Raw genomic sequence first — 22,812 nt, 5'->3', positions numbered from 1 at the left:
CAGAAGCTGTACGTTCATGGCTTTTGTAAACATATTCTTGTTCAAGATCATAGGAGAGTGGTTGATGGGATCTGAAAACGAACAAATTGTGGGAGTGCCAACGAATATCATCACTGGCTTTCTTGGGGTGGGGAAAACATCGGCGATTCTTAATTTACTTAAAACGAAACCAGACGACGAACGCTGGGCGGTGCTAGTAAATGAATTTGGGGAAATTGGCGTGGATGGCAGCTTATTCCAAGGCCAGAAAAGTGAAGGTCAACAGGTCTTTATTCGCGAAGTGCCTGGAGGTTGTATGTGTTGCTCCGCTGGTTTACCCATGCAAATCGCGTTGAATCAATTGCTTTCTGAAGCGAAGCCCGATCGCTTATTGATTGAACCAACGGGCCTCGGCCACCCAAAAGAAGTGTTGGAAGTGTTATCGTCTGAACATTATCGTAAGGTGCTTTCCTTACAAAAAAGTATCACCTTAGTGGATGCGCGTAAACTATCGGATGTTCGCTATACTGAGCACGACACTTTTAATCAACAAGTTGCAATTGCTGATACTGTGGTGGGCAACAAGTTGGATTTGTATCAAGATGGTGATAAAGAAAACCTAGAAGCTTATGTGGCGAAGTTTGGGCGTCCCAATACACAGGTGATCTTTGCACAACACGGTGACATCCCGTTTTCTGAATTTGAGGGGAAGACAAGTATTGATGAGCAGCCCGCACATCATCATCACCATCATCATGGCCACAGTAAGCCTCTTGCTTCAGAAGCACCTATGCCGGAGAGTGGCATGATAAAAGCGATGAATGAAGGGGAAGGATTCCAGAGTGTGGGGTGGCGTTTCTCTCCAGACAAAGTCTTTAGTCGCCAGAAGCTCATTGTCCTTATGGTTGAGTTAAAAGTAGAGCGCTTGAAAGCGGTATTTATTACGGAAAGCGGCATTTTTGGTTATAACCTTACTCCTGATGGATTAACCGAATTAGAGTTGGATGACTGTGCTGAAAGTCGGATCGAACTCATTTCAGATACGATTGATGACACCCTTGAAGCCCAGCTGTTAAATTGCATGTAAACCAGAGTCTATGGTGATGAGCAGAGCTCTATTTGATAATACCTGATAATTTATAGGCAATATTAACAAGCACAGCGCAGTGATTTACATTCACTGCGCTTTACGTAAGTAGTCTGCTGGTTCTTATCAATTAGGAGGGTGATAAATAGCCAATTGTTCAGCCCAAGTACTTCGAGGTGTTTCTTTCTGATCTTGTATGGCTTCAATAATAAAATCGACGAAAAGTTTGACCCTTGCTGGTATGTGCTCTCTGCGATGATAAAGTATGTACACGCCTTCATTGGGTTGGCGTACGCTCGGGAACAAGGGCAGTAAGCTGCCTGATTTGATCCAGTCCCTAGCGATAAAGTGTGGGATTTGGGTAAGCCCTAAGCCATCTGCACACAGCTCAGCCATCGACTCCCCGTCATTCACAACAAAACTCCGCTCAGGATCATATTCCTTCATGCCTTCAAGCTCTGGCACTTTTATTGGTAATAGCTTCCCGGTTTGTTTAAACCTAAAGCGGATCCACGAATGCTCGTTAAATTCAGCGGGGACACAAGGTGCACCGTACTGATCCAGATACTCTTTACTACCACAAATGATGTAATCAATAGGGCTTAGCTGACGTACGATCAATTGGCTATCTTGTACTGAGCCTGAGCGAATTGAGACATCAATACCCTGTTCAACCATGTCAACGTAGGAGTCATCGTAATGAATATCAAGAGTAATATTGGGGTAGCGTAGGCAGAAACTTTTTAATAAAGGACGGATGTAGAGACGACCATAAGAAACAGGCAAGTTGATTTTTAGTGTTCCAGATGGTGCATTATTTTGGCTTTTTAAGGTGTTTTCACATGCGGCAAGCTCTTCTAGAACCAGTCTCGCGGTTTTAGCGTAATGTCGCCCTGAAGCGGTTAAGTGGAGTTGTCGTGTGGAACGCTGAAAAAGTTGTATTCCTAATTCATTTTCTAAACGATGAATCGCTTTACTGACTGTTGAAGGGTCAGTACCGTGGCGTTTAGCTGCTGCTGCAAAACTGCCATGATCCAGCGCTGTAATGAAAAAACGGAGCGATCGGATTTTATCCATAAAGCATATGAACAGTTATTCATGAATTTTATTCACTATAGCTAGTATAAAAATGGTCTTCAATCATGAAATTGCCGAAATAGAATGGTGCTAAATCTTTCTACTCTCTAATTTACGAGGTAAAACCATGATCAAAGGAAAATTTAAAGCTCTGTCACTTTCTCTGTTCACTCTGTTAATGACACTTATGATGTTTAATGCTGAAGCAGCAGATAAACGCATTGGTATTCTTGTTTATGATGGTGTGCTTACGTCCGATGTGACTGCGCCATTGGAAGTATTTGGTGTTGCGAGTCGGTTAACATGGTTCAGTGACTATGAAGCCATTACAGTGTCAGTTAAAGACCAACAGAATATTACTACCGAAGAGGGGTTAAAAATTGGGGTAGATACTTGGATAGGAGATGCACCAGAATTGGATGCCCTTATTTTGACCTCCAGCTATAAAATGGAGCCTCTTATTGAAAATAGCGATCTGATTGGTTTTATTAAGTCAGCGTCACAAAAAGCGGATTGGATGGCGAGTAACTGCTCTGGTGCTTATTTACTAGCAGAAGCTGGTTTGCTAGATGGGAAGAAAGCCACAACTTGGGCTGGTGGTGAAGGAGATTTTCAAAAAGATTACCCCGCAGTAAAGGTGTTAACAGACCAAAATCTTGTGGTAGACGATAAATTTGTCACCTCGAATGGCAGTTTAGTGAGCTATCAAGCCGCTTTGAAACTATTGAATCTGATGAGCTCTGAATCTAAGGCTCAAGAGGTTGCCAATGCTCTGCAATATTCGCGTTTTTCTCATCAACCTTTCTAGGTTGTGTCCCCCAAATTGCTTGTGCCATCACTTTAGTGATAAATATCAATAGTCATGAAGGTGAAGCTCTAAGGTTAGGGCTTTGCCTTCATTAACTTTGTGCTAGGCGAACAACTGAAAATTTATCTTGCTTGGAATGGAGCCAAAAGCTGTTTGCCAAACACATTGATTAGAGCGCCGGTTACTATCAATCCGCCGCCTAGGTAGGTCCAAACAGAAGGGATTTCATTAAACACCCAAACACCTAACAATGCGGAAAATACGATTTGGACATAAGAGTAAGCCGACGCTTTTCCCGCGGCTTGGGTTTGCATTGCTTTAGTCAAACCGTACTGACCAATTTGAGTAAAGATACCAACTAAAACCAACATAAGGGTTAGAAATAAGCTTGGCCAAACAAAGTTGTCCCAAATCAGTAGGGTAGAAATAGGCAGAGCGACCAACGGGAAATAAAAGATAATGACTGAGCTGTCTTCCGTCTGACTTAGCTTTCTGACAATGACATAAGCGATAGAGCTACCAAAAGCACCGAATAGTGCAATCATAATACTGAACATTGGCAATTCATTGTTAATCTCGCTCCCTATAGTTGGTTGCACCATAACGAATAAGCCCGCGAGGCAAAAGGCAATGCATAGCATGGTTGATTGCTGAACTCGTTCCTTGAGAAAGAGTACGCCAAGTAAAGCCGTAAAAACGGGATGTACGTATTGTAAAATGGTTGCTTCGGCTAAAGGTAATGTCGTTACTGAGTAATACACACACATTAATGCCGCAGTGCCTACCGCCCCGCGAACAAAAAGCAGTGGTTTATTATGCCCCCATATGGAGATACCTTTTCGTTTCACATCTAAATAGCTGATGATCAGAGAGACTAAAGCCCTTGCTGCCACAATTTCAAATAAGGGAATACCGTAATTGCTGATGTATTTCACGCAAGTGGACATGAGCGCAAAACCAAAGGCAGACAGAAGCATAAATCTAACCCCAACAGGGATCAGTGAAAAAGAGAAAGAGGGCATAAGAGTATTAATAAAGTTATGGGGTAAAGAATCATAGCTTAATTTGGTGTGCTCTACCTAAGTGTTTGTATTATAAATTCCAATACGCTAATGCACTATAATTTTATAGCTGCTGATAATAAATTGATATCTCAGTCACTATTTATTTGGTTTTTGAGACCATAAAACAAATTCAAGCAATAAGAGAGACAATTATGAAAAGTAAAATACATGGCGTTACTCCACTTGTATTAATTGGTTTAGTTATGGCTGGTGGAGTATGGGGAGTTTTGTGCTGTGAACTATACTTATTAAGCAATCCAACAACAGGTATATGATATTGAAATGCTTTTTCTGCCTCATGTTACTTTGCTTAAGCGTTAGTGTTCAGGCTAAGACAGTTTTGATTTCCACTGGTGAATTTACACCTTATTGCTCTAGTGCAATTAGAGAAAAAGGTTTTGTTAGTCATGTAATTTCTACGGCTTTTTCTCGGCAAGGTTACGATGTTGAATTTGATTTTTATCCTTGGAAGAGGGCAATAAAACAAAGTCTATCAGGAAGTTATGATGCCACTAGTTGGTGGGCGTATAATGAAGACAGGGCTAAAGAGTTTTTATATAGTGATGCTCTTCTTGAAGTGAGTGTTCATTTTTTCTTCCTGAAAACCCGTAATGGCGATTTTGATTGGAAGACTGTCGATGATCTCGATGGTTTCAGAATAGGCGTTACACGTGGTTACTACTTATCTGAAGAGATGGAAGCTTATATGAAGACAGACAGAGCTATTTTTGAAACCGTTAATGATGACAAAATGAACTTTAAGCGCCTATTAAAGGGACGTATCGACCTTTTTCCTATGAATTCGGTGGCTGGCGTGGAGTTGTTACGCTCACAATTTGCCCCGAGTATCATCCATCAAGTGGAGTATCATTCCCGAGCAATATCTATCCGTCCTGGTTATTTGCTTTTCCCTAAGAACAACAAAGATTCCGAAGAGTTACACAAGGCGTTTAATAAGGGTCTAAAGGAAATTAAAGAAGATGGTACTTATGAAAAAATGTATGATGATTTGCTTACTGGTTACTATTCTAACTGAGTAGTGTTACTTATTTTTGTTGAGTGTGTTTAGAAATAGCCCTACTGATAGGTGAGGTTAGGCATACACCATTACAATGAATGCCTATTTTATGCAGAAGCAAAGAAAATATTAACCCATTAATTTGAAGTCGGTAGGGGATAAATCTATGCCAGTACTGAGTACAATGCAGCGCTCAGCACGGTTGTTTTCAATCACTTCTTCTCCACAAACCAGCAAAGATTCATATAAATTAGTATCTGCTTCGCGATCGTAAATCATCACAAATTGATCGGTAATTGACGTATTACCATCTTGATCCCAGGTGGTTTCCGTCATCGGAACGGGTTTGATGTTTTCCCATACCTTATTAAACTGATGACCCTCTAGCTCCCATTTTGATTGTACAATGTCATGGTTAATCCACTGATCCCATTGCTCTTGGGTGTCTACAGGTTTGGTTTCATAGAAGTACCATAGTTTCACTTCAACAACGTCTGCGTCGGTATTACCTTGTTGCAGAATCTGTATATAACCATCATCATCCGTGTAATAGCGAATTAAACGACTTTGGCTATCTAGCTGAACTTCGCCTACTGCCTTAATAAGGTGAGTACGCGCAGCACCTTCAATGATTAAGCTTGGCTCAATGATTTTTAATTTCAGATCATCAAGTTCAAATGCGCCACCTAATCGTAAGCCCAGTACTTCTGGAGATTGAGGTTTACTCGGCTCTGTTGGTTCTTTCTTTTTAAACCAGTCAAACATAATTTAGCTCCATTGGAAGTTTTCTACTCGCTCATCAGCAATATAAAAAATCTGACAACCGGGGTTAATACTACAAGTTAAGTCTGGGTTAAGTTGTATGCCTTCACCATTATCAATGCCAATTAAAGTAGCGTGGTATTGGCTTTTAAATTGCTCAAAGACATCACCGACTGTAATTGCTTGTTTTGATTCAGGATAGAAGACAGAATATTGCGTCATGCCTTTGTGTGAGCTTAATAGTTCATGATGCAGTTCACTTGACCCCGGATCGATGGCAGCTTTGGCCAGCATTTCGACCGCAACAGAGGGAATGCATTCAGCATTCGGACAATGTTGCTTAAGTAGATCACTGAGTGCTTCATCGTTAAAGTAAGCTAGCAGGTGGGCATTGGGGTTTTGATTAGCACAAAAGAGGGCAGCTGAAAGGGTAATATCGTCTTCAGGGTTGTCGATAATAATGCAGCTAGCGTCTGAGATGTTCGCTTTTTTCATGCATTCCCTGTCTGTAAAGCTACTTACCCGGACAAATTCGATGTCATTTGGCATTGGGTTTTCAATTTCAGGGCGTACACATAACACAATAGGGCGGTGTTTTTTTTCTTCATGCAGCAGCATTTTGAGCAAATGCATTGTGCGTTGTTCATTCCAGCCAAGAACAAGAATATGCTCTTTCACTTTCACTCTCCGTCTTCCTAATAAACCGCTTTTCCAATATTGAATAGCTATTGCTGCTAATCGACCAACTGTAATCGCAAATAACCCCAACCCACCGGGGATAACAAATAAGGCTACAATCCATTTACCAAGTGGGGTGACAGGTGACATATCGCCATAACCCACAGTGGATGCGGTAACAAATAGGTAGTAGACAAAATCGGTGATGTTTGAGGTCATGCTGGTTTCTCCTGCAATGAAGAGAAGCCCCCAGCAAATAACAACGTAACCTGCTACGGTGAGTAGCAGGTTACGTCCAGTTAGTTGATTAAATCGAGCGGCTATCCAGCGGCGTAAAAGTAACCACATCGGCATAGATACTTCCATTTAACCTTTATTATTTTTCGCTGTCGTGCGTTTATTTACCTAAGATACGCGCCAGCTCGTCTTCTGCTGAGTTTGCAGAGTTAGGGGTAATACCAGCTTCTGCTAACTTCTTATCTAGGCTGCTACCAGATTGCTCTTCATGCATTTCTTCTGCTGCTTCGAATTGCGCTTGGCGCTCATCTTGGCGACGCTTGATGCGGTCTAAAGACTCAACAGCCGTGTGCATTTTTGCGTTTGCACCAACATTTGTTGTTGAAACGGCAGCTTGTGCTTTTTGTACCGCTTCATTTGCCTTTATCACATCAATTTGTTGCTCTAGCTGACGTAGCTTGTCTTTTGCTTGAGCAATGTTAGTGCGCATGGTTTGCTCTGATTTCTTGAACTGCTGCAGGTAAGTGTCTTCTGCTTGCTGTTCGTTACGCAGTGCTGCTACTTTTGTTGCACATTCTAGAGCAAGTTCTTGCTGGCCTTTTTCCATTGCTGAACGAGCGTGCGCTTCGTACTCGGCAATACCAGAATCAAACCCAGCGACCTTTTGCTCTGACATTTTACGCTTTGCAATAATGCCAACTAATGCTTCATCAGACTTGCGCAGTTCTTCTTTTGCTTCTCGGATCTCTTGATCTAAGATGCGCAGAGCTTGGTTATCAGCCACAGCTTCTGCTGCTTCGTTCGCGCCGCCTTTGATTGCAGTAAACAGTTTTTTCCAAACACTCATTATTGGGCTCCTTATAGGTATTCTTGGTAAAGATCGATGAAGGCTTCAACGTTGCGGAACAGCGTCGCGACTTCAATGACAATACTTTCTGCTTTAGATTGAGAAGAAAGTGAGCCAAATGCTGTGTAGTAGCTTTGACCATTCACATCGTTGATGCCAATAGTCGAAAGCGGGAACATTTTATGAGTACGTAGAATTGTCTCATTCAGTGTTTGAACGTCTTTCACTTCTGTCTGTGCAAAAAGCAACACTTCGACAAGAATTTGCTCTCCTGCAACGGCTAGGAAAGCATCGATACCATCTTCGTTACTAATAACAAGAGATTGTTCAGAAAGCTTAACCTCCCAACCTTGGTGTTGTGCTAGGAGTGTTTGTAGTTCGTTTAATTGCCAACTCATAGTGGTTCCTATTCCTCATTATTGATGTAGAGAAGTTAACTAACCAGAAACGGACTGGTGTTATAGATTATTATCAATAAAGGTTGAACAAAATCTTAATAGACTCAAATAATGGGACACAAAGTGTTTGATGTCTATTGTTTTTTCTTAATATTACATAATTGTGTGAACAGTGTTTTTTGTGGCGACTTTTTATACCACGGAGATATAGCCCATAAGTCCCGTTTTCATGTGCTCAATGACATGGCAATGATACATCCAGCGCCCTGGATTATCGGCAACAAACGCGGCTTTGGCTCTGCCGTATTTTCCAAGTAAGACCGTATCCGTGTGGAAAGGTTCGACTGGTTTACCATCTAGCTCCAATACAGTAAATGTATGGCCATGAAGGTGAATAGGGTGATGGTATTGCGTGTTGTTTTTTAAATCGAAAATATAGGTCTTACCTAGTTGTAAAGTCGCTAATGGGGCCGGAATATTATTGGCGCTCATGCCTTCCCATGCTCTACGGTTGGTAAGCCAAAATTGATATTTGCCTTTTCCTGCTTTGTTTGCGGGTGTGACTGCGCCTTCCCATTCAAAAACAAAATGCTCGGTAATGGCATTATCAATATCCAGTTGCGGCACTGGGTTTAATGGTAAAGCGGGAATGGTGGCAGGAGAAGTGATTGAAGAAGCGATCGCTGTAAATTGGCATAAGGTGAAACTGTATTTCCCTTTTTTCTGCACGAGCTGAAAGCTGGAGTTTGCCGTAGGTGCAATAATGGCTAAATCAACTCGCATGCCTGGCCCCACTTTATGCTGGGTGAGCAATCTTGGGGTGGTGATTGGGTTTCCATCAATGGCGATAATCCAAGCCTCCGCGCCTTCGATAGCAAGCGGGTACGTCATGGTGTTATCAACGTTGGCCACACGCAATCGAACACTGCCATTTTCAGGAACGGTATACGTTGGTTTGTGCTCGCCATTTACGGTGCCATATTCTCCCGGAGTACCCATTCGTGCACTTAAGCGAGGTACCATGAGATCTTTCCATTGTCCTTGCTTATTAATGTGCCAGTGTTTGAGAATTAAGGTGTGCTCATCATCAAATTTCACTGGCGTTGCTTCTTCAACCACAATGGCGCCCACCAGCCCTTTACCCAATTGAACCACACTGTTCATGTGTGGGTGATACCAAAAAGTGCCTGCATCTGGTGGTGTGAAACGATAAATAAAGGTTTCACCGGGCATGATAGGTGGCTGACTTAAAAAAGGTACGCCATCCATTTCAATTGGAATACGTAAGCCGTGCCAGTGAATGGTGGTGGGCTCATTGAGTTTGTTCGTGAATTCAATGGTGATTGGGACGCCTTGTCTGGCGATTAAAGTGGGTGCGGGAATTTGGCCATTAAAACCTAACACATCCGTATCGACACCGGAAACAAGTTGATGCGAAGAAGGCTCTGCGGTGAGTTTATAGTAATAAGGATCGTTTGGTTTCGGTTGGGTGACACTGCACCCAGGGATCATGGAAATAGCCGTGGTGCTTAGGGCTGTTGTGACAAATTGTCGACGAGTTAAATTCATAGTGTGTCCATAGTAGCAAGTTGCTAAAGCAAAAAAGCCCGAGTAACTCGGGCTAATAGAATAAGAAAGCGTTTTTTATTATGCGAATCGCTTTTCTAGGTAATTAATAATGTCATTTGATTCGTACATCCAAGTGACTTCACCTTTCTCTTCAATTCGAAGGCAAGGTACTTTACGTTTACCACCTTGTTCGATGAGTTCTTGTTCCCATTTTTTATCGTTTTGAGCATCACGCGCTTCAATTGGAAGAGACAGACGTTTCATTGAACGTCGAACCTTCACGCAGAATGGGCAAGCATTGAACTGGTATAATTTAAGTCCTTCGGCATCTTGATTCACTTTCGCTTGTTCTTGTTCTGAACGTTTCATTCCAGAAGGAGAGAAAATAGCATTGAGCAATAAAATGATACGACCAAGAACCCAACGGATGACTTTCATGACTTTAATTCCTATACGGCTTTGTTATTGTGTAGAAGGAAAATATCACAATTCATTCTCATTCGTAATATAGCATTTTGGAAAATTTGGCACATAAAGGACAGAACATGGCTGAGCAAAAATTAATGAAAGATGGAATCGATGGCGTTGCCATTCAGCGTATAAGTCATGCCATGAGCCAGCTTGTACCAAGCTTTGACACTGCTTTATTTGAAAAAAAAGCCAGCAACGGCCTAGAAAATTTAGAGCTTAAGCAGCGTGTTACTCATTTGATTGACGCTTTACACGCCAGCTTTAATGTTTCTTTCCAAGAGCTGCAGCCGCAGTTAATGCCATTAATCGATGTGTGGGATCGCGGTGAGGAAAATGATGCGCTGAGTGGTTTTGCGGCGTGGCCAGTAACGGATTATGTTGCGGTGCATGGGATTGATGCTCCTGAATTAGCTCTACCGTTATTAGAACAAGTAACAGAGTTATTCTCGGCTGAGTTTGCAATTCGTCCCTTTATTATCAATAACCAAGATGAGACTTTAGCGGTGATGAAAACTTGGGCGGTTAGCTCAAATGATCATGTCAGAAGATTAGCTTCGGAAGGCTGCCGACCTAAGCTACCTTGGGGCCAGCAGTTACCGTCTTTGATTCAAGACCCTACGCCGATTTTTCCCATACTGGAACAACTAGTGGATGATGAATCTGAGTATGTTCGCCGATCAGTTGCCAATAACTTAAATGACATATCAAAGGATCACCCACATTTAGTGAGCGAGCTATGCCAAAAGTGGATGAGTAATGCGACATCAAATACAACAAAAAACCGAACGTGGCTGGTTAAACATGCACTAAGAACACTCATTAAATCTGGCTACCCACCTGCTTTTGAAGTGTTGGGTTATTCTTCTACCCCAGACATGATACTTGAACATCGAATTGTTGGTAATCAGGCGATTGAGTTAGGAGAAGCGTTGGATTTTACCGTGTCGATGACTTCCACGAGTGATGATGACCAAAAATTGATCATTGATTATGTTATTCATCACATGAAAGCCAATGGTAAGCACAGTGAGAAGGTATTTAAATTGAAAACAGTCACACTAAAAGCCGCAGAAACCTTAGAGATTTCCAAGTCGCATTTGTTTAAAAATATCACAACACGTCGTTATTATTCTGGCGAGCATTTGATCAGCATACTCGTTAACGGGAAGGGAAGTCAGACACTTAGTTTCAATTTGAGCGTGTAATTTGGGATCATTTTGCATGGTTTCACTGGTTGCAATTTCATAAAGTTTTCAGTATTCAATACAATGGTTGGTTTGATATGAAATCGGGTGTTATTTCTATTACTTGGCTGACCGTCATGTTTTCCGATATTAGGTGAGAATTATGTACTAGATTAAGAGTATGATAGGAGTTACTCTATAGACTACTTAATTAGTAAATCACAAGAATTTGCGATTACGTACTATGATCCATTCTACACACTACGGCATTGAATATGGTTGTTGATAAAGAAGGCTATTTGGCTTTAATTGAATATTTAACAGAGCATCTGAGTTTATTTATTACTCAAACGGGTGATACAGGGGAAGAAACCATCGAAGATGTTGTCACCGATATGATTGCATCCAATATTATGATGGTGTTTGAACAAAATCCTGAGTTAGAAAGTGATACTCGCTTCCAGTTGCTTAAAGAAGCAGACGCAGTCGTTGCTGATTTAGGTGAAGTGCTAGCGAAAACATGGGAATCAAAAGCGACCAATGAGCAAATCAGCTTTCTAGAAGACTACATTGGTTTGATTAAAAACCTGTTCGACAGTGAAATTGCCCAGTAGTGCTCTTTAGCTAAGTAAACAGCATTTCAAATTATGTTATTTTTATACGGCGCTTTGTAATTTTAGCGCCGTTTTTTGTCTAGAATCTTACATATGGAAGTAAGTTTTTTCTTAAGTTCTCTTTCATAAATGGTTCAATATCACCGCTTTATCACGGATTGATTAAGGGAGAACCATGTGAATGCGCAAAGGTACTTTTCTTGCCAGTTGTTTCATTGGCGTGGTTATTGCGTTTCAATCCTTAATCAATTTTTCTAAATAAGGATTGTTTTATGAAAAAGTCGATTAAATCCATTATCTTGTTATCACTTATCAGCTTACCTGTGGCCGCAGATATTAAGCTTACTTTTGGTATCTATACTTCAGATAAAGCCACCGCCATGGTGAAGCAGTTCCGACCCGTACTGAATGCACTTGAATCGCAAATAGCAAACAAGATCGGCGAACCTGTGCAAATTAAGATGCAAATTTCAAAAAATTACGAACAAGGCTTAGATAGTTTAATTAAGGGAGACGTTGATTTTTCTCGCTTTGGTCCTGCTTCTTATGTGCTTGCAAAACAAAAAGATCCGGATATTAAGCTGCTGGCAATGGAGAACAACAAAGGCAGTAAAACGTTTAATGGCGTGATTTGTGTGGAGAAAAACAGTGAGATAACGTCGGTGACGCAGTTGGAAGGGAAAACATTTGCATTTGGAGACCAAAACTCCACCATAGGTAGGTATTTATCACAGACTTACCTTGCTGATCATCAAATTACGTCGCAAGACTTGAACTATTTTGAGTATCTTGGTCGGCATGACAAAGTTGGCTCAGCCGTTGCAAATAAACAGTTTGATGCTGGAGCATTAAAAGAAAGTACCTATAAAAAGCTGGTAAATAATGGCGCTTCTTTACGTATCATTGCAAGCTTTCAAAATGTAACGAAACCTTGGATTGCAAGTTCAATGCTAGATGACAAACTAGCTCAAGCATTACAAGAAAGCTTACTGGAATTATCCGATCCTAAGGCACTGAAAGCAATTAAGAAAGATGGTTTTTTAGAAGGAACAGATAGCGATTATGAAAAAATTCGTTTAGCCATGTCGGACAAGCGTTTTTTTTCTAACTAGGGGGTGACTATGGCTGCGTTACATAAACCTTATTCATTATTATGGATTAAATACTTAGCTATTCTTTCAATTGTAACTGTTGGGTTGAGTTTTACGGCTGGGGAAGTCGTGCGTGAATATGAAACCCGTTATTTAGAAAGCAAAGTAGAGTCGCAGCTAGAGCGCCACTTCAGTGCATTGTCATCCATCGCGATTGAAGATGTACTAACGGAAGATATTCCTCGTTTAGAAACGATTGTTGATCAAGTGGTCATGCATACGCCTGATATTCAATACATTTTGATTTGTAATGAAGATAAGAAACATTTGGTTGCTTGGGGAGAAAAACCAGAACAAGCTCCTCCTTCAATGGCGGTGTATCAAAATAAAATCGCCTTAGAAAATGAAATTTTTGGCTACATGAAAATTGGGATCAGTAAAACGCCATTTTTTAAAGATATCGCTCAACATGTTGAGCAAATTCGCTATTTTTCCGCGATCTCGTTATTGCTTCTTGGGGTGCTTTGTTATTTTGTGTCTCAATATCTGTTTTTATCACCTCTCGACAAAATCAACAAAAAGCTGTTATCTATTCATGACTTACCTTTGCCAAAAAAGGTGAGTCACTCAGCGTCTTCTGAATTGGAAGTGCTTAGCTGCTCTGTTGATTTGCTGCAAGATGCATTGATACTGCAAAAGCAGAAAGAAGCTCAACTGAAACTGGCTAAGCAAAAAGCGGAAGCCGCAAATAAGATGAAAACAGAATTCATTGCCACAATGAGCCATGAAATAAGAACACCAATGAATGTGATTTTAGGCTCTTTAGAGATCATGAAAGATGAGCCTTTAAACAATAACTCACAGCAGTTTACTGATACAGCATTAAACGCAGCGAAGGTTTTACTGAATCAGCTGAATGATATTTTAGATTATTCACGTCTTGATTCAGGTAAAACAGGCTTGGCAAAAGAGTCTTTTTCACCAGTGCAAACCAGCCAAGATGTCATTGCCATTTTCTCTCAACAAGCAGAAGAGAAAGGGGTGGCTTTGTCATTAAAAACAGATTTAAACACAGATCTAAATGTACTTGGTGATGTTGGTAAAGTATCGCAGGTGTTAACTAACTTAATTGGTAATGCCATAAAATTCACCGAGCAGGGCTCCATTTTAGTGGAGATGAGTGGTGAAACGACGGCAGAGCACTCAGCCATTACTTTTATGATTAAAGACTCCGGTATTGGTATCGAGAAAGAGAAAGTAGCGACGATTCATCACCCATTTGTGCAAAGCGACCCTTCTTTCTCTAGACGTTATGGTGGGGCAGGGATGGGGCTGGCGATAAGCCATGAATTGATTTCGCTAATGGGAGGAAGCCTTCATATCAGTAGTGAATTAGGAGAAGGTTCTGAGTTTACCTTCACGATTACGTTCCCTGTTGCAGTCCCGACAGTAGAGCTAAGCACAACTGATTTGCCAATAGATAAAGAACACCGAGAAAGTACTATTTTACTGGTGGAAGATAGTCCATCGAACCAACTTATTGCTAAAACCATGTTATCGCGTTCAGGCTATAAAGTAGAAACGGCGAATAATGGTTTAGAAGCATTAAAAGCAGTAAGAAAGGCGCAATATTCATTGATTTTAATGGACTTACAAATGCCAGAAATGAATGGATTAGATGCATGTAAAGCGATAAGGCAGCTAAAAGATGAGAAAGCCGATGTGCCTATTATTGCGATGACAGCGAATGTTAGCGATTCTGACAGAAAAGAGTGCGCACTTGTCGGTATGGATGATTTTCTTACCAAGCCAATTAATAAAGGTAAAATGCTGAACGTAATTAATCACTGGTTTGATCGCCATCATCACCAAAACGGTATGGTTAATTTGAGCTTATAATGTCTATTTGATGAAGCTACAAAACTCGACGAGCATGCCAATACGCATCAGCCCAATAAGGGTTATCTAACCGAGAGACAATTACCCCTTTTGATGTTGAGGCATGCATAAATTTCCTGCCACCCACATACACTCCCACATGACGTATTTTTTTCCCTGTTTTGAAGAAAACCAAATCTCCTTGTTGTAGTTCATTGTACGCAATTTGAGTTCCAGAATATTGTTGCTGCGCTGTGGTTCTTGGTAAGGACTGGTTGTAGACCGATTGCATTGTAATTTGAACAAATGCAGAACAATCGATACCAAATTTTGAGTCTCCCCCAAGTCGGTAAGGGGTACCTTTCCAATTGTCATAATGGTTTTGTAAAGGGTAAGACATTTCAGCATCAGCATAATAACCGCTTGATGGGGAAGTACTTTTATTCGCACAGCCATTGAGCATGAATAGCGCCATCATGCCAATAAAAAAGAGAAAAGGTGGTTGGTTTATGTGCTTATGCATAATCAGTCCATTGTTCAGTTAATCAATGATTATTCTGAAAGGTGAAATAAAATTGACATATTTCTTCTGTAGTTTCTCGGATCGAAACCATCGATGAGCTCAATGTTGAGTTATTGAAGTATCGATCTTATTTCCAAGTGGAATTGAAAATGTCTAACACGAAGAAGAAAGCTATATTTTTCACACCTTCCATCGTCTCTGCTATTGCAGTGATTTTTACCCTGTTGGTACTCATGTTAATTACTATTTCTTTGGTTGGAAATAGGGGTCTTAGTAAAGTTGGTCAGCAGTTTTCAAGTTTAAGCCAACAAGCTCTCCCTGTAGCGTTTAATAATGCCACGTTAACACAGCTAACCCTAGAGCAACTTCGTAGTATTAACAATAGTGTTCGTTCACAGGATAGCAATACCTTTGAACAACATAATGCCGATATCGTACGTTTACAAAAGCAAACGCGAGAGGCATTACAAGTTACGTTTTCACTGAGTCAGCAATTCCAAATTGAGTTTATTCAAACGCATCTTTCTCAGTTAGAACAAGAAATTAAACAATTGGAAAAAGTGGGAGCAAACATTGTTGTAGAGCAGCAGTTAATTCTAAAGCAGCAGCAGATGATTGCACAGGACATGGCTGGATTTCGATATGGTTTAAGCTCAACCAGTTCAGAGATGGGGCGTATACATGTTTCTCTTTTTAATTCGGATGATCATTTAGCTCAGGAAGCTGCCTCTCGTTTTATGACCAATGCGACTTCTCTTGAGAGCACAGCGCTGACTCTTTTTGCAGAATCTGATCAAGTTAAAGCTAATAAATTGTTCCGAACAATGAAAAACCGTTTGGCTGGCATGGAGTTAGCGTTTCAAGAGCTTGTTGAAATTAATCCAGAAATTAAGGAATTTCCAGGTTTAACGATGCCTTTTGAGATGATTAAACATGGTTTTGGTTCTGGAAATATTATTGAAACGTACATCGACTCGTTAGCAATTAAAACAAATCAGCAGCAAGAGCTGATGTTGGTTAGTGCTTCGGTTGAACGTATTGTTACTACCCTTAATGGTTTTTCGAGCAATATTAATAAGAAAATCAATCAGAGCCAGCAAAATGTCGAAAACACGATGCTAAGTGTGGCTCAAGTGATCACCGTTTTAGGTGGTCTTATGTTTGTTTTGGCGGCATTGTCTGGCTGGTGGTTAAAAAGTTGGATTCAACGTTCTTTGAATAATGTGGCTCAACTGGTCAGTGCAATGACGGCTGGCAACTTTACTAAAGCGGCGGTTCAAACGGGGCCTATTGAGTTCGTTGAGTTAGCAGAGCGCCTCAATCAACTGAATGAGGCCAATCGTCATGCCATGGCAACGTTTAAAAATAATTGTGAATCACTTTATCAAGCTGCGGAAATAAGTCATGACGCGTCTTCTAAATCTCAAGAAACCCTGCAAAGCCAAAATGAAGCACTGGAAGCCATTGTCTCGACGGTAACGGAGCTAGAAGCCTCCATTAAAGAGATTGCCCGTGGCACCACAGATTCACAACAGGAATCTGAAATGGCCTTTCAGCATACAGTAAATGGAGCCCATGTGATTGAACGCAGTACTCGTCGTTTACAGCGTTTAGATAGCATGTTTGAGGTGAATGAGGCCCGCATGACAGAGTTGGATAATAGTGTTATGCAGATTACGGAAGTGGTGGATTTGATCAGCTCTATCGCGGGTAATACAAATTTACTGGCATTAAATGCGGCCATTGAAGCGGCGAGGGCAGGTGAACAAGGGCGAGGTTTTGCGGTTGTGGCGGATGAAGTTCGCAAGCTTGCCAGTGATACGAATCAACAGACAGAATCCATACGTACCATGATGGATACTTTACACAATGCAGCCAAAGAAGCCAGTGTCGCGATGAATCAGAGCAGAAAAGAAATGACAGAGGCGATGGCGTTCAGTACGGAAGTGAAAGGTGCGTTTGGTGATGTAGAGTCGGTGGTGAGCGAAATCAAAGGCAAAATTAATCTGATTTCAGACGCTGCAGGTGAACAAGAACGAGCCACAAGTAATGTCAGTCGCAATATCCATGGTATTTCGGATCAAGCGACGCATACGGCTCAGCAATTGGGCGCACTGGTGGAAAGTGCCGAGCAAGTTGCGCTAATTGCCGAGCAACAGCAAGCGCTATTGTCTCGCTATACCTTGTAGAGCTTTGTAGGCTGTATTTTTTCATTCTCTTGGGCACTTTAGATCTGTGCAGAAAGAGCTCTGATCAAAAAGGGGATCGCACTTAGAGTTGTCGCTAACTGGTTTCAGATATTGTAAAAAAGCAGCGGGTGAGTAGAATGCCCGTTTGCTTTTTTCAACAGACGATCAATTATGCGAATTCATGCGGTCCATCACCTTCAACAAGCGCGCTTAGCCCGAGCTTCTAAACCTTTTAACGCGCGTGGTGCTAAGCTTAAGCGTTGCCAGTATTGTCAGGTAAGTCTTGAGTTTTGTTTTTGTGCCCATCAACCAAGTACAGAATCTAGCGCCGCATTTTTATTAATGATGTTTGATACGGAAGTTTTAAAGCCGAGCAACACTGGCCGCCTAATTGCAGATGTGATCCCTGAAACGTATGCGTATTTATGGTCTCGCACAGAGCCACACCCAGAGATGCTTGCTTTATTGGAAGATGAGCAATTCCAACCATTCATCGTTTTTCCTGAGCATAATGTTGAAGAAAAAGAGCGTGTCGTGCATAACGTAGAGATGGTTGAAGGCAAAAAGCCATTGTTTATTATGTTGGATGGAAGCTGGCGTGAAGCATGTAAAATGTTCCGTAAAAGCCCATATCTGAGCTCTTTCCCTGTGTTGTCGATTAATGCTGAGCAAGTGTCTAGTTACATTGTGCGCAAAGCTTCGAAAGATTATCAATTGGCGACTGCAGAAGTGGCTGCCATGGTGCTGGATTTGTATGGGGAAGAACATACTTCAAAGCAGCTGGAATTATGGTTTGATGTGTTTAAAGAACACTACCTGTGCAGCAAGCAGCCTCTGAAAATGTCTGAACGAAATGCAGCTATTAAGAAGATGCAGGCTTACCAAGCACAATTTGAAAGTAATATTCCTACAAGCACATAGATAAAGCTGTTTAATCTTTCATCATTTGAGATTGAACACGCACTTTGTCGGGCTAAATTGGTATTAGGTCACAGTCTGATGAGGGTGGTATATGGATAATCGTTATAAAATTTTTTCATTTTTACATCAAACAGCTTAGCTTTGAGTCGTTAAGGATGTAGTTTGTTATTTTAGGGAGAGAATTCATGTATTACGGTTTTGATGTAGGTGGCACTAAGATTGAGTTTGGCGCGTTTAATGAGAAGTTAGAGCGTGTTGCAACTGAACGAGTTCCTACACCGGGCACCGATTATGATCTATTGGTTGAAACTTTAGCCGGATTAGTCTCGAAATATGACTCAGAACTGGGTGTGGAAGGCAAAATTGGCCTTGGTATTCCAGGTATGGAAGACGCAGATACTGGCGCTGTTTTAACCACTAATGTTCCTGCTGCGAAAGGCCAATTTTTACGTAAAGATTTAGAGGCTAAAATTGGTCGTGAAGTTCGCATTGATAACGATGCAAACTGTTTTGCTTTATCGGAAGCGTGGGATGATGAGCTGAAAGAAGAAGCCTCCGTTATGGGGTTAATTTTGGGCACGGGCTTTGGTGGCGGTTTGGTATATGAAGGCCAAGTTTTCTCGGGTCGTAACCATGTTGCTGGTGAGTTAGGCCATACACGCATGCCGATTGACGCTTGGTTCCACCTTGGTGAAAAAGCACCTTTGTTTGGTTGTGGTTGTGACAAAAAAGGTTGTATTGATAATTACTTATCTGGTCGTGGTTTTGAACAGTTATATGAGCACTACTACGGTGAAAAGGTTAAAGCGATTGAGCTGATTAAACGTCAAGCGGAAGGTGAAGAAAAAGCGGTTGAGCATGTAGAACGCTTTATGGAGCTGCTGGCTATCTGCTTCGCTAACTTATTTACGGCATTTGACCCGCATGTTGTGGTACTGGGTGGTGGTTTATCAAACTATGATTTGATTTATGAAGAGTTGCCTAAGCGTATTCCAAAGCACTTATTGTCGGTTGCAAAAGCGCCTAAAATTGTAAAAGCAAAACACGGCGATTCAGGTGGTGTTCGTGGTGCGGCATTCTTAAACATTAAGTAACCAAACGTATTTCTTAAGCCCAGAAGACAGTGCACTTCTGGGTTTTTTTATTTTTCTTTGTCACTACTTGAACGTTTGGAAAGTATTTTTAATTCACTTCTTATCATACAGTTACTTTTCTTTTGAGTCATAAAATCATTCTTTAGAAACTGCCTAGTAAACCCTAAGCTATGCTAATAGAGCATGTTAAATAGCTAAGGGTAAAACTATGCAGTTAAATCCAGTTGGATGGTTTGAAATTTATGTTGATGATATGGCGAGAGCTAAAAAGTTTTATGAATCTGTTTTTGACGTAAAGTTAGAAAAGCTAGAAAGTCCTGCGAAAATAGACATTGAAATGTGGACTTTTCCTCATGATATGGAACGCTACGGGGCAAATGGTGCTTTAGCTCACATGAGCCACGTGAAAGCAGGTGGCAATAGTACTCTTGTCTATTTTTCGTGTGAAGATTGTTTGATAGAGGAGTCTCGAGTAGTAAGTAGTGGTGGTGAAGTTCAAGTGCCCAAAATGGCGATTGGTGACTATGGTTTTATCAGCATGATCAGTGATTCGGAAGGGAATATGATAGGCCTTCATTCAATGAAATAATATTGTTAGTCGAGTTTTTATATTATTTTACTCGTCATTTTAAATCTCACTCGCGATGTTATGTTATATCAATAGTAATGACATGAGGAACAATAGCATGGGTTGTCAAAATACCATAATGATCAACGTGTCACCTGAAAAGGTGTGGGCGACTATTTCCAATTTCCATGATATGTCTTGGGCCCCTGAAGTTATTACTTCAGTTGACGCTATTGGGACGCATTCGGGTTATGAAGTTGGCGCAAAACGCATATTAAATGATGTTTTTCATGAAACACTGACGGAAGTGGACTCAGACAACTTTACATTTTCTTATTCTATTGATGATGGACCGGGTCCAGTATCTAAAGAAGTGGTCAGTAATTATATTGGTATGGTTAAATTAACAGCGAAGGGTAATGGGACTTTAGTAGAGTGGAGTTCAACATTTGATACTTCAAATCCAACTGAGGTAGTTGAGTTTTGCGATCCAATTTATCAAGCGCTGTTAACGGCATTAAAGCAAACGTTGTCTTAGTTCTGCTAAAGAACAGTATGTAATTGGGTGAGTTTCCTATAATAAAATATCACTATATTGAAGATATATAACCAAGGTGAATTAACGGGGAGGTGGAATATATACTGGCAATAATAATTTCTTTATATAGAAGCGGGAACAGTTAAATACTAGGTCATGTATTGGTGTATATAGTGCCAATCTATTGGGTTGAATTAATGAAAAAAGATAAGAACTCGAACAGTGCTTCGTTCATCAATCAGTGGGTGACTTTATACCACTTACGTATAGTTTAGTTTTATCAAATATATAAAATTTATTCTAAATTCAATGCACTACTTCTTATTGAGGTAATTGCTTTCTTATCGGTCACACCTACTCAAAATATTGCCTTCCATATATCCACAAAGATAATGCGCTTAATTTCATAAAATCCTATGCATAACCTTTAATATACTTCTACAATTTTCCATATAAGAAGTAGTGCAAAGCAGTGAATATAACTATTAGAAATACTGTTGGATTAGGGAGGTTATGTTGTGCATGAATTCATACAGTTGTCCGCGGATAAAAAAAGAGTGGTCGCGCAGGTAAAAGCGGGAGCCATTATCGAACAAACTTATTCATACATTGATTTAATTCAAACCCTTAATTCAATGGGAGCCGGAGAATATTTAATAAATGAAGAAGATGCTGAGTTGTTTTTAACATCGATCAATGAGTCGGCCAGTTATAATGTACCATTCTCTATGGATGTGTATGTGGTTATTGCTGAGCAGCTAAATGCTACGATTGAAATAGACATTCGTGATGATGAAATGTCTGCCACCATGACGGTGACGGGCGCATACGGTGGTCAAGGGATCAATGGTAAAATGATCTTAGCACTTCTTTCTACCAATCAAATCTGCAAAGGTATTCAGAAATCGACTTTACAAGAGCTTTTACCTTGGAGTAAAACCTTGTTGCCTGGAGAATCTTTTTCAGTGGAAATTGCCCAAGGTCGCCTACCAATTGATGGCACAGATGCCCAATTGGTGCCTTTAGTGGATAAAATTCATGAGCGAATCTTATGCCCTCAACTAGAAGAAGGAGCGGGAGATAAGGTTGATATGCGGGATTTAGGGGATACGATCACGGTTGCAAAAGGTGACCCTGTAATGAAGCGTATTCCTGAAACAAAAGGAATACCCGGCTTTACTATTACGGGCACAGAGTTAGAGGCAGAAGATGGGAAAAAGTTCACGCTGAAAGCAGGCAAAGGCACCATATTTAGCCCGACTGATCCAAACCTTTTGGTCGCTGCTATTAATGGCACCCCATTTATTAAAAATGACAGTGCAGAAGTGGATGAAGTGTTATTTTTAGACAAAGTGGATATTGGCTCTGGGCACATTAATTACATTGGCAGTGTAGTCGTGTTTGGAGATGTGACCTACGGTATGAAAGTAGAAGCAACAGGTTCTATTTTGGTGTGTGGCTTTATTGAATCTGCTCATGTTCAAGCTGGGGGAGATGTCATATCAAGGCAGGGTATTATCGGCCATGTTGTTGATCATGATGAAGAAATGACGTGCTATGTTAAAGCTAAAGGATCGATAAAATCGCGTTTCTCCCAGTATGTAGATTTGAAGTCGGGTGGAGACATTGCGCTGTCTTTGCATGCCATCAATTGTAATATTTACTGTGGTGGTGATTTAAGTGTGGTTGATGAATTTGAAAAAAGTGGCACCTTGTGTGGCGGCAACATTGAGGTGAAAGGGGCAATTACCTTAGTCGATCTTGGTGCTGTGGCGTGTATCCCAACCAGCATCAAAGCCTTTAGTGATTACAGCGAACACAAAAAAGCATTGGTGTCGTATCAGCGTACTTATTATGAGCAAATGCAAGATGTGATGAGTGATGATACTAACTTTGTGGATGTGGAATCGTATGAAGAGGCGGGCACCATTTCAGATCCATTATCCATTGCTCAAAAGAAATTGGAAGAGCAACAAAATAAGCTTAAAGAGCTATTGGGTAAAAAAGTCATCACGGTAAAAAACAGAGTGTACCCTATGGTGAATGTGTCTTTTGCTGATACTAGGATCATGACAAAAAGAGAGCATAGCCCAAGCAGAATCATGTTCGATGGCCATGATATTAACATTGACCCATTACTGAACTGATTGGTACCACAAAAGCAGCAGCTTTGATAATAGCTGCTGTTTTGTTTTAAAGAGCTCTTAATTAGTATGA

General features: G+C 40.8%; 22 protein-coding genes. 13 read left to right on the top strand and 9 right to left on the bottom strand.

Features of this window, described 5'->3' with window-relative positions:
- Positions 1-64 precede the first annotated feature (64 nt).
- Positions 65-1,066: a GTP-binding protein gene (locus MHO82_RS06005; protein ID WP_239182948.1), complete on the top strand. Its 1,002-nt coding sequence runs from the start codon at positions 65-67 to the stop codon at positions 1,064-1,066.
- Between the two features lie 126 nt (positions 1,067-1,192).
- Here the strand turns inward: MHO82_RS06005 and MHO82_RS06000 are convergent, their stop codons facing one another.
- Positions 1,193-2,143 (bottom strand): LysR family transcriptional regulator, encoded by a 951-nt coding sequence (locus MHO82_RS06000; RefSeq protein WP_239182947.1) that lies wholly within the window; start codon positions 2,141-2,143, stop codon positions 1,193-1,195.
- 127 nt (positions 2,144-2,270) lie between these two features.
- Between MHO82_RS06000 and MHO82_RS05995 the strand changes: the two genes are divergently transcribed.
- Complete coding sequence (locus MHO82_RS05995; protein ID WP_239182946.1) at positions 2,271-2,951, top strand: DJ-1/PfpI family protein; 681 nt, start codon at positions 2,271-2,273, stop codon at positions 2,949-2,951.
- Positions 2,952-3,073: 122 nt separating this feature from the next.
- On the opposite strand, the gene MHO82_RS05990 is transcribed toward MHO82_RS05995, so the two are convergent.
- The gene (locus MHO82_RS05990) at positions 3,074-3,973 is read right to left on the bottom strand and encodes a DMT family transporter (protein WP_239182945.1); all 900 of its coding nucleotides are present in this window, start codon (positions 3,971-3,973) and stop codon (positions 3,074-3,076) included.
- A 382-nt stretch (positions 3,974-4,355) separates the two neighbouring features.
- On the opposite strand from MHO82_RS05990, the gene MHO82_RS05985 reads away from it, so the two are divergent.
- Positions 4,356-5,051: a transporter substrate-binding domain-containing protein gene (locus tag MHO82_RS05985; RefSeq protein WP_239182944.1), complete on the top strand. Its 696-nt coding sequence runs from the start codon at positions 4,356-4,358 to the stop codon at positions 5,049-5,051.
- A gap of 111 nt (positions 5,052-5,162) precedes the next feature.
- Here the strand turns inward: MHO82_RS05985 and MHO82_RS05980 are convergent, their stop codons facing one another.
- From MHO82_RS05980 to MHO82_RS05955, 6 genes are all read right to left on the bottom strand, one after another.
- Positions 5,163-5,798 carry a YjfK family protein gene (locus MHO82_RS05980; RefSeq protein ID WP_239182943.1) on the bottom strand — a complete coding sequence of 212 codons (636 nt, stop codon included), beginning with the start codon at positions 5,796-5,798 and terminating at the stop codon, positions 5,163-5,165.
- Between the two features lie 3 nt (positions 5,799-5,801).
- Positions 5,802-6,827 carry an ion channel gene (locus MHO82_RS05975; RefSeq protein ID WP_239182942.1) on the bottom strand — a complete coding sequence of 342 codons (1,026 nt, stop codon included), beginning with the start codon at positions 6,825-6,827 and terminating at the stop codon, positions 5,802-5,804.
- Between the two features lie 43 nt (positions 6,828-6,870).
- Positions 6,871-7,557: a PspA/IM30 family protein gene (locus MHO82_RS05970; protein ID WP_239182941.1), complete on the bottom strand. Its 687-nt coding sequence runs from the start codon at positions 7,555-7,557 to the stop codon at positions 6,871-6,873.
- Between the two features lie 11 nt (positions 7,558-7,568).
- Positions 7,569-7,955, bottom strand: coding sequence for a DUF2170 family protein (locus MHO82_RS05965; RefSeq protein WP_239182940.1), 387 nt, complete (start codon positions 7,953-7,955; stop codon positions 7,569-7,571).
- 192 nt (positions 7,956-8,147) lie between these two features.
- The gene (locus tag MHO82_RS05960; RefSeq protein WP_239182939.1) at positions 8,148-9,524 is read right to left on the bottom strand and encodes a multicopper oxidase family protein; all 1,377 of its coding nucleotides are present in this window, start codon (positions 9,522-9,524) and stop codon (positions 8,148-8,150) included.
- 78 nt (positions 9,525-9,602) lie between these two features.
- Complete coding sequence (locus MHO82_RS05955) at positions 9,603-9,962, bottom strand: glutathione S-transferase N-terminal domain-containing protein (RefSeq protein ID WP_239182938.1); 360 nt, start codon at positions 9,960-9,962, stop codon at positions 9,603-9,605.
- 107 nt (positions 9,963-10,069) lie between these two features.
- Between MHO82_RS05955 and MHO82_RS05950 the strand changes: the two genes are divergently transcribed.
- The 4 genes from MHO82_RS05950 to MHO82_RS05935 all read left to right on the top strand — a co-directional run bounded on the left by MHO82_RS05950 (position 10,070) and on the right by MHO82_RS05935 (position 14,783).
- Positions 10,070-11,200 (top strand): DNA alkylation repair protein, encoded by a 1,131-nt coding sequence (locus tag MHO82_RS05950; protein WP_239182937.1) that lies wholly within the window; start codon positions 10,070-10,072, stop codon positions 11,198-11,200.
- Positions 11,201-11,454: 254 nt separating this feature from the next.
- Positions 11,455-11,793, top strand: a complete 339-nt coding sequence (locus MHO82_RS05945; RefSeq protein WP_239182936.1) for a DUF3802 family protein — start codon at positions 11,455-11,457, stop codon at positions 11,791-11,793.
- Between the two features lie 272 nt (positions 11,794-12,065).
- Positions 12,066-12,905 carry a phosphate/phosphite/phosphonate ABC transporter substrate-binding protein gene (gene phnD, locus MHO82_RS05940; protein WP_239182935.1) on the top strand — a complete coding sequence of 280 codons (840 nt, stop codon included), beginning with the start codon at positions 12,066-12,068 and terminating at the stop codon, positions 12,903-12,905.
- Positions 12,906-12,914: 9 nt separating this feature from the next.
- Positions 12,915-14,783 (top strand): response regulator, encoded by a 1,869-nt coding sequence (locus MHO82_RS05935; protein ID WP_239182934.1) that lies wholly within the window; start codon positions 12,915-12,917, stop codon positions 14,781-14,783.
- 16 nt (positions 14,784-14,799) lie between these two features.
- Here MHO82_RS05935 and MHO82_RS05930 read toward each other — a convergent pair whose 3' ends face one another.
- The gene (locus MHO82_RS05930) at positions 14,800-15,285 is read right to left on the bottom strand and encodes an NlpC/P60 family protein (protein ID WP_239182933.1); all 486 of its coding nucleotides are present in this window, start codon (positions 15,283-15,285) and stop codon (positions 14,800-14,802) included.
- Positions 15,286-15,434: 149 nt separating this feature from the next.
- Between MHO82_RS05930 and MHO82_RS05925 the strand changes: the two genes are divergently transcribed.
- The 6 genes from MHO82_RS05925 (at position 15,435) to MHO82_RS05900 (ending at position 22,742) form a co-directional block, all read left to right on the top strand.
- Positions 15,435-17,474, top strand: a complete 2,040-nt coding sequence (locus MHO82_RS05925; protein WP_239182932.1) for a methyl-accepting chemotaxis protein — start codon at positions 15,435-15,437, stop codon at positions 17,472-17,474.
- Between the two features lie 171 nt (positions 17,475-17,645).
- Entirely contained in the window at positions 17,646-18,395 is a 750-nt protein-coding gene (locus MHO82_RS05920) for a tRNA-uridine aminocarboxypropyltransferase (protein ID WP_239182931.1), read from the top strand.
- A 185-nt stretch (positions 18,396-18,580) separates the two neighbouring features.
- On the top strand, positions 18,581-19,489 hold the full coding sequence (gene nagK, locus MHO82_RS05915) for an N-acetylglucosamine kinase (RefSeq protein ID WP_239182930.1): 909 nt from the start codon (positions 18,581-18,583) through the stop codon (positions 19,487-19,489).
- A 208-nt stretch (positions 19,490-19,697) separates the two neighbouring features.
- Positions 19,698-20,078: a VOC family protein gene (locus MHO82_RS05910; protein WP_239182929.1), complete on the top strand. Its 381-nt coding sequence runs from the start codon at positions 19,698-19,700 to the stop codon at positions 20,076-20,078.
- A gap of 97 nt (positions 20,079-20,175) precedes the next feature.
- On the top strand, positions 20,176-20,595 hold the full coding sequence (locus tag MHO82_RS05905; protein WP_239182928.1) for an SRPBCC family protein: 420 nt from the start codon (positions 20,176-20,178) through the stop codon (positions 20,593-20,595).
- A gap of 518 nt (positions 20,596-21,113) precedes the next feature.
- Complete coding sequence (locus MHO82_RS05900; protein ID WP_239182927.1) at positions 21,114-22,742, top strand: FapA family protein; 1,629 nt, start codon at positions 21,114-21,116, stop codon at positions 22,740-22,742.
- Positions 22,743-22,812 lie beyond the last annotated feature (70 nt).

The sequence above is a fragment of the Vibrio sp. Of7-15 genome (assembly GCF_022347565.1).
In the GTDB taxonomy this organism is placed as follows: Bacteria; Pseudomonadota; Gammaproteobacteria; order Enterobacterales; family Vibrionaceae; genus NORP241.
Note: the sequence above shows the minus strand (reverse complement) of the source record. Positions and strands in the feature narration are given on the sequence as shown.